Consider the following 11,741-nt stretch of genomic DNA (forward strand, 5'->3'; position numbering starts at 1 on the left):
GGGGAGTTGCATGGCACTGATAAAAATTGAAGAAAAATATGAATATCTAAAAGATGTATTGCTCTCATTACTTCTTACAGGAATTGCATTTATTATAAATGCCGGCATCAGTATAAGGGGGTTATATATGGATGACCTTCTTATGTGGTCTACCAGAAGAGGAACAGGTTTTTTCAAATATGTATTTCCGCATGAAATGAGAAAGTTTCGTCCCGTATATTGGGCAGTCACTTGGATATATCAGGGAATTATAAAGAATAATCTGGAATTTATAGTACCGATAAATATACTTATAGGTGCAGGTATTGCAATAGTAATTTATTTTTTTGTAAAGAGACTGGCAAGCTCAAAGATAACAGCATTTTTACTGGCTTCAATGTTTCTTGTGTCAAGATTTTCATACTATGATATCGGACAGTATCTTGGACTTATGGAAGCTATGGCGATAATATTTGCATTCGCTATTTGTATCTGCTTATATATTTATATCAACGGGCAGACAAACAGATACTTTTATTATGCCTGTGTATTTTATTTTTTAGACTGTTTTACACATGAGAGATTTGTTGTGCTTTTTCCGATGCTTCTTTTTGCAATAATTGTAAAAAAAGGTAACAGAATAATCAATGCAATAATTGCAACAGCCATATTTATTTTTACCAATTATATAAGATTTGTGGCTTTGAATTCATTTATACCTGAGGGTACCGGCAATTCCAAGGTAAGTGAAACTTTCAAACTGTCAAGGTTTTTTGCATCTATAAAAACAGAGATATTATATCTTTTGGGAATAAATACAGGGCCTACACATCTAAATGGAATTGACTTTAGGAATATACATATTGCAGTCAAGATTTTAATAATTATCGGAATAGCGGCATTTATTATATTTATTTGTAAGTCTGTATATTCTATTTTGATGAAGAGTGAAAGAATTGAATTTGCTTGGATAAAAAATATCTTATTATTTTTGGGATTTATTATCGGAAGTGTAGTGTCATCAGCAGTCACTATAAGAGTGGAAATGAGATGGCTGTATGCCCCTTTTTTATTTTTGCTTTTGCTGGTGGCGTATATCTATGGTGTGGATAAAAAGATAACAATAAGGAAGTTCAAAAATAAAAAGATTGGTACATCACTTAGCAGGATATTTCATGTTTCTCTTGCGTCGGCCACACTTGTAATTATTTGGGGATTTTGTATGCTTGCAGGAGATATATATTACAGAAGTTACTATGATAAGATATATCTGTTTGAGGGGCAAAACAGAGCAAATTCACTTGCAGATGAGACCTACCATAAATATGATGAGGACTTAAGCAATAAGAGAATCTATATTATAAAAAATGACTTCAAGTTAAGTGATTTTGATGCATTGGAGTTTTTCAGAGCCTATGATGCGGATATCAGAGAAGATATAGTGACATTTATTGATAACTATAGGGATATCGGAATAGTCGGTGAAGACATGATAGTTCTGTGTGAAGATAAAAAAAATAATGAATATGTCAATGTTACAGATTTTTTAAAAAGTATAAAGGTTGAAAATATTTACGGACATTATGAGGACGGCTGGACTGATGAAGAGGCGAAGTTTAATGTAATGTCAGGAGAAAACGGACAGATTCATTTTGAAATAATGTATCCGGGAGAACTTACAGGAAATGAAAGTGTTGAGATAGATGCATGTGGAGATAAGGAAACTTTAGATTTGGTCTCAAATATAACATATTATGAGATAGATACCACTCCGAATACTGTAATACCGATATATATGAAGAGTAATTTCTATATGCCGGATGCCAAGGAACAAAGAGGTGATAAGAAATTGAGTTTTATTTTGAATATAAAGATAGAATAGCAGGAGTATGAATATTAGGAGTATAATTAAGAAGTTTTTGGCATTTTTTCTGCCTGTAGCGGGTGCAATATATTTAAGTGTATATATAAGAAGTGCGGTACTTGATGTAGTATATACCGACTATATCAGAATTATAAATACTTATTTATATCATCCTTTTTCGCCTGCACTTTATTTTAGAAAGGATGCACTTACCAGACTGCCTGTAACATTTTTTGAAAGAATGATAAATGTAAAATTTTTCAAATATTCTACAATGTTTGATATGAGCCTTGGAATAATATTTCTTGCAATGATGGGTATTGTTATAGGAATATTTATGGCAAAAAAAGATTTGAAAATTAGGTATATCATTCTGGTGATGATGTTGGTGTTCTCACTTTCACAGTGGGAGATGTTGACAAACGGTACAGGATGGGTACATTTTTTTACCTTTTTCCTTTTTGTACTGCATTTTTATATACTTGATTTATATGTTCAAAGAGAGACAGCCGTTAAGCTGTTTTTGAATATTTTCCTTCCGGTATTTACTATAATAATGGCGGCGGGATCATATTCACTTGCCTATGGTGCAACTCTCATCTGTGCCTATATTTTTTATTATGTTTACAGAAAGAAAAAAATCGGATTATCAATGTGTATACCTGTAGTGACGGTGTTGGTTGTATTTATGTATTCTTATATAAATTCTGATACAGTGAATGCAGGTGCGACAAGTGAGAGTATTGTGACTGTGTTTAGCAGAGATCCGCTTTACTTTTTATACTTCGGACTGAACACATTTGCATCGGATATTGTAAGCGTGGAGTTGGTAAAATACTTTGATATAAATACAGTTAAAACAGGGGTTTTGGGTGCGGTTGTGATAGTATTTTATATGTATGCACTCTACCTTAATTTTAAACATAGAATATATGAGAATACAATATTTCCACTGCTGCTGTTGATATCCGGTCTGTTCAGTCATGCCATGGTAATACTTACAAGGTGGATTTTCTTAGACCGGATGTATGCAATGAGTTCAAGGTACTCACTTCAGTTTGGAGCAGGACTTATAGGGGTTATATTGACATTTGCCTGTATGAAACTTGGCGGTAATAAGTCAAAATTTTCATTAGTTTCCAAGTTGGCGATTCCGGTATTTGTATTGCTTGTATTTGCAGGTAATGTATTAACCGCCGGTAATGAAATGAGAATGGCAAAATATCGTATGGAAAGTTTTGAAACCAAGATGAAAGTTGCAAAGAATTTTGAGCATGAGAGTGATGAGACATTAAAAACAGTATTGCAGTACCACAGCCCGAAGAAAATAAGAGAGGCTCTCAGATTGATAAAATCTAAGAAATTAAATATATTTAGTGAATAATACTGTTGATTTGAGTGTTATAAAGAGTGTAGAATATTATAATTAAATTATATTGTAATTAAATTATTTTGATGGGAAGGCTTAGCAATGGATAACTCTTATGGAATGCTTGCCCTGCAAAAAGTAAACCTATATATTTTGCAGGAGATAGACAGAATATGCAAAAAGTATAAAATAAATTATACTCTTGACTCAGGTACATTACTGGGTGCAATAAGGCATGGAGGTTTTATTCCCTGGGATGATGATGCGGATATTGCAATGACAAGGTCTAATTTTGAGGCTTTTAGAAGAATTGTAAAAAGAGAGTTGAGTGACAAGTTAGAGTTCATCATGCCGAATGAGTTCAAAAACGGTAAGGTATTTTATGATTTTACTCCAAGGATAATATATAAACCAAGTGCAAGGCATAAAAAGAACGATAAAAAGGATCCTTATGAGGGTAAGTTAAATCACCTTTGGGTGGATATATTCATTATAGATAAATTGCCGAAGTCAAAGCCGTTGCAAAGACTTACACTATTTAGCCAAAAACTGATATATTTATTTTCAATGGGGCATAGAAAAAAGCTTGACTTGAAAAAATATAAAGGCTCAATGAAGATAGCGGTATCGGTTTTTTCAATTATCGGTAAAATAATATCTATGAAATACTTATTTAGGCTACAGGATAGACTGTCAAAGCTGTTTTATAAGTCAAGAAAGAGCAGTACCCTGTATTATAGCAATTATCAGCCGGATTATATTGATATAAAGGTGAATAAAGATTGGTATGAGAAATATTTGAATATCAAGTTTGAGGATACGGTACTTTCAATTATAGATGAGTACGACAGTGTGTTGCAACTGGTATATGGTGACTATATGACACCTCCGCCAAAGGCGGATAGAATCCCGACACATGGCAGTATGGAGATAGAAGTTTATGAGTAAGAAGATTTCAATTATTGTATCTGTATATAATGAAGAGGAAGTTTTATTTGAGTTTTATAGAGAGACAATAAAGGTTCTTCTTTTGATAGAAAATCCATATGAAATCATTTTTGTAAATGATGGAAGTGTGGACGGTTCAAGAGGTATTTTATTTAAAATTGCAAAAGATGATGAGAATGTAAGGGTTGTGCATTTTTCAAGAAATTTCGGACATGAAGCGGCAATGATTGCAGGTATTGACAATGCAAGCGGAGATTATCTGATTTGCATGGATGCGGATTTGCAACATCCGCCCACATTACTTCCTGAGATGGTAAGAAAGTTTGAATCGGGTTATGATATAATAAATATGGTAAGAACTGTAAACAAGTCGGCCGGAATTATAAAGAATATAACTTCATCTATGTTTTATAAGGTTATCAACAGACTGAGTGATATACATTTAGTTATCAATGCCTCTGATTTTTTCGGAATATCAAAGAGGGTAGCGGATGTACTAAGGTCTAACTATAGAGAAAAAACAAGATTTCTTCGCGGTTATGTGCAGAATGTAGGATTCAACACTACCAATATTGAGTATGAAGCCGGAAAGAGATTTGCCGGAAAGAGCAAGTATTCCATAAAGAAACTTTTCAGATTCTCTATGAATACTATAATGACATTTTCAAATTTGCCGCTTAAACTTGGTATATATGCAGGCGGTATGGCGGCATTTCTGGCAATAATAATGATGATATATACAATTGTGTCATTTATCAGAGTCGGTACTCCAAGCGGATACGCCACCACAATATGCCTGATATGCTTTATGTTTTCCGTACTTTTCTTTATAGTGGGGATTATAGGAGAGTATTTGGGGATTATATTGTCCGAAATAAAGGACAGACCGATATATATAGTTGAGGAAAAATTGAATTTTAATAAAAAAGAGCTGTGAAAGCGGCTCTTTTTTGATATAATATACTTCTACAAGCATTATAAATTTTCTGATTAATCTAATGGAGCAGATATGAATATTTCACAAGCAATTTCAAAAAGAGTAATGTTGTTATGTTATGAAAGAGATATGACAGTATATGAGTTATCAAAAAGGTCCGGAGTTCCCAAAACCACAATAAAAGATATTATCTCAGGTCGAAGCAAAAATCCGCGTATAATAAGTATAGAAAAACTCGCTAACGGATTTTCAATGTCCATAAGCGAGTTTTGGAATCATGAGTTGTTTACTCATTTAGATACATATCGGCATCTTTGAAAAAAGATATAATAAGCAAAATCATTATAATACCGATAGGAAAGGCTGCAATAATGGATACGGTTTGGAGGTTTGACATGGAGTTATCTGAAAAGATAAGTCCGATAGGCAACAGAATCAAAAGTATTGACCAATACAGTTTAATTCGCTTTGAAGGCTCCTTGTTCTCAAGATCCTTATATGAGTATGAGGCGGCTACAAGAGTGATGGAATCAAAGGTTGTAGCATAAAAAGTAATCATAGTCAGTATTAAAAGTATCATAGCTATAACAGGAAGCGGCAAGCTTGATATTATCGTACCGATTGTGGAGTACAGATTTTGACTGTCATTATACATTTTAAGCAGATTTGCCTGACCGAATACATTCAGTGCAATACCGTAGTTGCCTAAAATAATAAAGGAAATAAATGTACCTGAAAGTCCGAATATATAACCGCCAAGTATTACCTCTCTTATTGTTCTGCCTTTTGAGATACTTCCGATAAAGAATGGAGTAGCCACACACCATACCATCCAATAAGCCCAGTAAAATACTGTCCAATCCTGTGCAAAACTTGATTTTCCGGTCGGATCTATATATGTAGCCAGTGATAAAAAATTATCGGCTAAATTTCCAAGTGATTTAAAGCCAAGTTCAAGTATAAATCTGCCATGTCCTCCACAAAAGAATACATACAATAAAAGTGCAAAAAACAGATAGGTGCAGCATGATGCAAGCTTTGATACTCCGTCAATACCTAAGTAGGCACAGACTGAATAGATGATGCAGACTATAAGTAAAATAACTATGGTAAGTATATTATTGCTTTCAAGACCGAAGAGCTTTGCTACAGTCTGTGAAAGCAGAGGGGTTGCCAGTGAAAATGTAGTGGCGGTACCGGCTATAAGTGCAAATACCGCCGTCAAATCAACCAGTTTACCGGCAATACCGTCCACATGTGAACCGAGCAGCACTCTAAGTCCTTCCGAGTATTTTGACTTGGTTCTTTTTCTGACATGAAGCATAAAACCGAAGCATGAAGCAAGTACAACATAGAATGCCCAGGGAATAGGACCCCAGTGAAACAGCGGATATGTGGCAGACCAAAGTGTAATATCACCAAGTGAGCTGATCCTATCCTGATTGGCATACAGCATCCACTCACAAAGAGAATAGAATAATATATCTGCGGCAAGTCCGGCGGTAAACATCATAGTACCCCAGGCAAAGTCTGAATGTTCTTTTTTACCACCGCCAAGTTTTATATTTCCATATTTTGAAAATGCCATATATATTGACAGTAAGAATATAAACAATCCGAATATAAGATAAAAGATCCCAAGGCTGTTATTTAGAAGACTTCTAATACCCCCAAGTAATCGGCTTGCCTGTGACGGAAATATAAAAAACAGCAGTACCAAAGCTGATACAAGTAAAAACGGGACAATGGTGACCAAATAGTCAATATCTGATTTTTTCATTGCAACCTCCTTATGTTCAAAATGAAATAAAAAATGTTATTATTGAACATAATAACATTTTTAACTATATTTTACAAGATATAAAAAAATCTTAAAAATTATGGAATAATAAAAAAAACACTACAAAAAATAAAACCCTTTGGTATAATAGTGAAGTTAGTAAATGTCTAATGGAAGTGTCTAATGGAAGGTATTTATAGTATGATAAAATTTAAAAAACATATTGTAGGGCTGGTCTCTATAATATTTGCCATATCTGCGGGAGCCTGTGCAAATTCAGATATAGCTGTCAATAGAAGTGTGGCTTCAGATAAACCTGTATTTGAAACACAAAAGAATATAGCGTTAGATTGGACTCAAATAAGAGATGATGCAGAAGAACAGTTCAATGATAAAACTATGTATCCTATGAGTGATTATATAGATATGGCATTTAAGGAAAGTGAGAATAAGGTACTGCTTATATGGTCACTTTCAAATGATATCAGTGATGATGAGGCATTGGCATACGGCAATGAGTATATCAGGGCGATAAATGACTATGCGGCTACTCAGGATTTCTCAATAAAGAAATCAAGTGAAACTTCCTATGGCGGACTTTTTGACAGGTATGACCTTGAAGTACAACTTTTCAGAGCGGATGATATAATGGAGGATTCAAAATATATTGTGAATCAGGTTATCAAAGCAGGGACTAATACTAACTTAGAACTACAAAATAAAAAGGGGGATAAATGAAACTTCTAAAGAAAATTTTATTAACTTCACTTTGTTCGGCAATGATTGTAAATACCGGTATGATTTCATTTGCCGGTGTAATCGGAAAAAGCTCATCAAGCTATCCGAAAGTAGTAATGGGAGAGCCGGCAACTAAGGCTAATGACGGCACATATCTAAACGGTGCCGAGATTCACATATTAAACTCGGCTACTAAAAGTCAGATGATGAGCTATGTTATAAAGACCAAGAACGGTAAGCTTATAGTAGTAGATGGCGGACTTCCACAGGATGAGCAACATTTGGTGGAGACTATCAAAAGCTATGGTACTGAAGTAAGTGCATGGATTTTGTCACATCCGCACAGTGATCATGGCGGTGCTTTTACAAAGCTGGCAGAAAACGGCTTTGAGGGTATTAAAATTGACAATTTCTATTACAATATCAGAGAACAGGCTTGGTATGACAAGTTCGAGAAGTATAGAGCGGATATGGTAAATACAATCAGAAACTCTATTGCAAAACTTCCGGCAGGTGTATCACATATCACAAGCAAGGGTGAGGTTTACTATGTGGACGGTGTATCCATTCACATCTTAAATGATCCGTATTGGATTGAGTCAAACTCTATCAATAACTCATCAATAGCGTTTAGACTTGACTTTGATAACGGTACCAGAGTTCTATTCCTTGGAGATATGGGATCTGAAGCAGGTGAGCATCTTAAGGCGGATGTTCCTGCATCGGAGCTTAAGGCGGATATTGTGCAGATGGCTCACCATGGTCAGTACGGTGTAAATAAGGATGTGTATGAAATAATTGCTCCGAAGGTGGCTATGTGGAACACTCCTGAGTGGCTGTGGGACAATGACGGCGGTTCAGGATATAATACAGGAAATTATAAGACACTTGAGGTAAGATCCTGGATGGATGAGATTGGTGCAAAGACCAATTATGTTATTAAAGACGGCGATCAGACAGTGAAATAATTTTAAATTAAAATTAACCCGATATCAAAATTGATGATTCAATGAGATATCGGGTTTTTGATAAGAAGATGTTTATGGTAAAGAAAATAGGGATAGTCAGTTTATCAAGCGGTATTTTAGGGGAAAGTTTTATCAAGCATGAACTTAAAATAGGTGTGGACAGATTGAATAAATACGGTATAGAAGTTGAATTTTTGCCTAATGCACTTAAAGGTATTGACTTTATAAAAGAACATCCTGAGAGCAGAGCAAAAGATTTGATAGAGGCTTTTAAGGATGACTCCATTGATATGATTTTATGTGCAATAGGAGGAGTAGATACCTATAGACTTTTACCATATTTGTTTGAAAACAATGAGCTTAAAAAAGCTGTCAAACAAAAGATCTTCTTAGGCTTTTCAGATACAACCAAAAATCATTTTATGCTAGGTAAAGTGGGAATCAAAACATTCTACGGGCAGGCCTTTTTACCTGATATATGTGAACTATCAAATGAAATGTTGCCATATACAAAAAAATACTTTGAAGAGCTTATCACAACAGGGAAAATTAAAGAAATACGTCCAAGTGAGTTTTGGTATAAGGAAAGAGAAGATTTCAGTGAGAATTCTATCGGAGTCGACATGGAAAGGTATGAGAATACCGGATTTGAATTACTTAGCGGTAAGCCGGTTTTCACAGGTGAGATTTTAGGCGGCTGTATTGATTCAATCTATAATATATTTGATAATTCAAGATTTGAGGATACTGTATCTCTTTGTAAAAAATATGATTTATTCCCAAGTCTCAAGGAGTGGAAGAATAAAATTTTATTATTGGAGACAAGTGAGAATAAACCGAAGCCGGAACTCTTTAGAAAAATGATAGGAGTCTTAAGGGATTATGGAATATTTGAGGTGCTTTCAGGTGTCTTGGTTGGAAAACCTCAAGATGAGGTATATTATGAGGAGTATAAGAAAATTTTAATTGAGGAAATCGGAGATAAAGACTTATCCGTTGTCTATAATATAAATATCGGCCATGCAACACCAAGGTGCATTATTCCTTTTGGAGTTGAAGCTGAGGTAAATGTAGATAAGCAGGTGGTTGTTTTTGATAATTGATATTTTTTCAAAGTCATCAAAACGGAAATGATTTTTAGTGTATAGAGGTAAGTCAGTTGAGATATATACTTTTATTGCGTGGTATAAATGTTGGTGGAAATAATAAAGTCTCTATGAGCGACTTGAAAGTTTTGTTAACTGAATTGGGATTTGAGGATGTTGATTCTTATATTAATAGCGGGAATTTATTCTTTAGCGGTGGGGAAAGCTATGAAAGTTGTATCTCTAAGATAAAATATTTATTGGAGACAAACTTTAACTTTTCAATCCCTTTTACTTTAATTAGTAAAGAAGAGTACTTGAAAGAGAAGGAGAGCCTTCCTGAATGGTGGTATGAAGAAATGGCAAGAAGAGACGTTTTATTCTTTTCCTATGATTTAGATAGAAGCAAAATCTTTGACTTTATAGACAAATCCACGTTTTATAATGAAATAGTTTATATTGGTAAAAATGCTGTATTTTGGGGGAAATATGATGAATCGGAATATATGAAAACAATATACCACAAAAAGCTTATAAAACAGGAATTTTATAAGCAGGTAACAATACGGAATGGTAATACATTTGAAAAGATAGTAGAGATCCTTGAGAGGGGAAGATAAAATGGACAATATAATTATAAAAGAAGCATCTCCTGAGGATGCTTTGGCGAGAATAGAATATTCAAAGAAGATAGGGGCAGAAACAGATAATCTTTCATTTGGAGCGGAGGGCTTTCCGATTTCTGTTGAAGGAGAGGTGGAATATATCAGTTCTGTCTTGAAAGATGAGAGGTCATGTTCATTTTTTGCATGGAGAGATGGAGAAATTATCGGAGATGTAAGCCTAAGCGGATTGCCAAGGAGAATGAATCACAGAGCTGAACTTGGGCTGACGGTTTTGAAATCTGAATGGAATAAAGGTCTTGGAAGCAGATTGCTTAAAATGGCGATAGAGTATGCAAAATCCCATAATATTGAGATAATAAATCTTGAAGTCAGAAGCGATAATTTTAGGGCAATTCACGTCTATGAAAAGTTCGGATTCAGAAAAATCGGAACCTCTCCGGCATATTTTAAAATCGGAGATTCATATATAGATTTTGATATAATGTATTTGGATTTGAGATAGAAAAATGCAGGTTTAGAAGGATAGTATAGAGAGATGATCAATAAAGATTTGAACTGCTTTAAAGAAAGACTGGATTCAATAGATTGGGACCGTGACTTTGGAAAAGCCGATAAAGAAAATTATGAGGTTTTGGACAGCTTATGTGAATATATTAAGACAGAAATTAGAAGAAATAAAAACTCGGATACTATTGATAAAGCTCTGATACTTCTTGCAGAGAATGTAGGTTGTGCCGAGGATTTTGAGAGATATGAAGAAAACTTCATTGATAACCTTGTGAAAGAAGATTTACTTACAAAAGAGCAGTTATATTTATTTTATAATAATGTTAATAGAAGACAGGGTTAGCAGTATATGTAAGAAATATCAGGGAGGCTTTGTAATGAAAATAGCGGTAAGCGCATGTTTACTTGGAGAAAATTGTAAATATAACGGCGGAAACAATTACAGTGAAAAAGTAAGAGATTATACTAAAGGAAATGAGGTAATACCTGTTTGTCCGGAAGTTCTTGGCGGGTTGTCTATTCCAAGAGAACCTGCGGAAATAGTAAACGGTATAGTCAGTCTCAATGACGGCACTTCTGTTGATAAAGAATTTCGTGAAGGTGCAAGGAGAGCACTTGAGACAGTAAAAGAGCAAAATGCCGATATTGTTATCTTACAGTCCAGAAGTCCTTCATGTGGAGTTAATGCAATATATGACGGTTCATTTTCAGGCAGGATTATATCGGGACAAGGTGTATTCGCAGATTTATTAAGAAGAAACGGAATGAAGGTGATAGATGTCGAGGATTTATAGGACAGCTTTAGGCAAATAAAATTTTTTTTGGTTTATTTTGACAAAAGTTGACTTATGGTGTATAATACTGAATATATATTTTAAATAGATTTTAATTTAAATATTAAAATAATAATCGTAAAAATATATAAAAATATAGAATGGAG

General features: G+C 34.2%; 13 protein-coding genes. 12 read left to right on the forward strand and 1 reads right to left on the reverse strand.

All coding sequences use genetic code 11. The annotated features are described in order from the left end of the window. Positions 1-10: 10 nt before the first annotated feature. The 5 genes from HMPREF0381_RS06065 (at position 11) to HMPREF0381_RS15855 (ending at position 5,415) form a co-directional block, all read left to right on the forward strand. Positions 11-1,861: a beta-carotene 15,15'-monooxygenase gene (locus tag HMPREF0381_RS06065; RefSeq protein ID WP_008751042.1), complete on the forward strand. Its 1,851-nt coding sequence runs from the start codon at positions 11-13 to the stop codon at positions 1,859-1,861. Between the two features lie 7 nt (positions 1,862-1,868). Further along, a complete protein-coding gene (locus tag HMPREF0381_RS06070) occupies positions 1,869-3,227 on the forward strand; it encodes a hypothetical protein (RefSeq protein WP_008751043.1) in 1,359 nt (452 codons plus the stop codon). Between the two features lie 87 nt (positions 3,228-3,314). Next, positions 3,315-4,160, forward strand: a complete 846-nt coding sequence (locus HMPREF0381_RS06075) for a LicD family protein (RefSeq protein ID WP_008751044.1) — start codon at positions 3,315-3,317, stop codon at positions 4,158-4,160. Then, positions 4,153-5,097, forward strand: a complete 945-nt coding sequence (locus tag HMPREF0381_RS06080) for a glycosyltransferase family 2 protein (protein ID WP_008751045.1) — start codon at positions 4,153-4,155, stop codon at positions 5,095-5,097. Before HMPREF0381_RS06075 ends, HMPREF0381_RS06080 begins: the two co-directional genes overlap by 8 nt. Positions 5,098-5,202: 105 nt before the next feature. Further along, positions 5,203-5,415 (forward strand): helix-turn-helix domain-containing protein, encoded by a 213-nt coding sequence (locus tag HMPREF0381_RS15855; protein ID WP_278244436.1) that lies wholly within the window; start codon positions 5,203-5,205, stop codon positions 5,413-5,415. On the opposite strand, the gene HMPREF0381_RS06090 is transcribed toward HMPREF0381_RS15855, so the two are convergent. After that, complete coding sequence (locus tag HMPREF0381_RS06090) at positions 5,384-6,877, reverse strand: BCCT family transporter (protein ID WP_008751046.1); 1,494 nt, start codon at positions 6,875-6,877, stop codon at positions 5,384-5,386. The two genes, HMPREF0381_RS15855 and HMPREF0381_RS06090, sit on opposite strands and share 32 nt — an antisense overlap. 183 nt (positions 6,878-7,060) lie before the next feature. On the opposite strand from HMPREF0381_RS06090, the gene HMPREF0381_RS06095 reads away from it, so the two are divergent. The 7 genes from HMPREF0381_RS06095 (at position 7,061) to HMPREF0381_RS06125 (ending at position 11,595) form a co-directional block, all read left to right on the forward strand. Beyond that, a complete protein-coding gene (locus tag HMPREF0381_RS06095; protein WP_008751047.1) occupies positions 7,061-7,615 on the forward strand; it encodes a hypothetical protein in 555 nt (184 codons plus the stop codon). Beyond that, a complete protein-coding gene (locus HMPREF0381_RS06100) occupies positions 7,612-8,583 on the forward strand; it encodes a ComEC/Rec2 family competence protein (RefSeq protein WP_008751048.1) in 972 nt (323 codons plus the stop codon). Before HMPREF0381_RS06095 ends, HMPREF0381_RS06100 begins: the two co-directional genes overlap by 4 nt. Before the next feature lie 74 nt (positions 8,584-8,657). After that, a complete protein-coding gene (locus tag HMPREF0381_RS06105; RefSeq protein ID WP_040461216.1) occupies positions 8,658-9,686 on the forward strand; it encodes a S66 family peptidase in 1,029 nt (342 codons plus the stop codon). A 56-nt stretch (positions 9,687-9,742) separates the two neighbouring features. After that, the gene (locus tag HMPREF0381_RS06110; RefSeq protein WP_008751050.1) at positions 9,743-10,288 is read left to right on the forward strand and encodes a DUF1697 domain-containing protein; all 546 of its coding nucleotides are present in this window, start codon (positions 9,743-9,745) and stop codon (positions 10,286-10,288) included. Between the two features lies 1 nt (position 10,289). Beyond that, on the forward strand, positions 10,290-10,796 hold the full coding sequence (locus HMPREF0381_RS06115; RefSeq protein ID WP_008751051.1) for a GNAT family N-acetyltransferase: 507 nt from the start codon (positions 10,290-10,292) through the stop codon (positions 10,794-10,796). 33 nt (positions 10,797-10,829) lie between these two features. Beyond that, positions 10,830-11,144, forward strand: coding sequence for a hypothetical protein (locus HMPREF0381_RS06120; RefSeq protein WP_008751052.1), 315 nt, complete (start codon positions 10,830-10,832; stop codon positions 11,142-11,144). A gap of 34 nt (positions 11,145-11,178) precedes the next feature. Further along, positions 11,179-11,595, forward strand: a complete 417-nt coding sequence (locus HMPREF0381_RS06125) for a DUF523 domain-containing protein (protein WP_040461217.1) — start codon at positions 11,179-11,181, stop codon at positions 11,593-11,595. The last annotated feature ends 146 nt before the right edge of the window (positions 11,596-11,741 follow it).

Origin of the sequence: Lachnoanaerobaculum saburreum DSM 3986 (assembly GCF_000185385.1) — a bacterium.
GTDB classification, from domain to species: domain Bacteria; phylum Bacillota; class Clostridia; order Lachnospirales; family Lachnospiraceae; genus Lachnoanaerobaculum; species Lachnoanaerobaculum saburreum.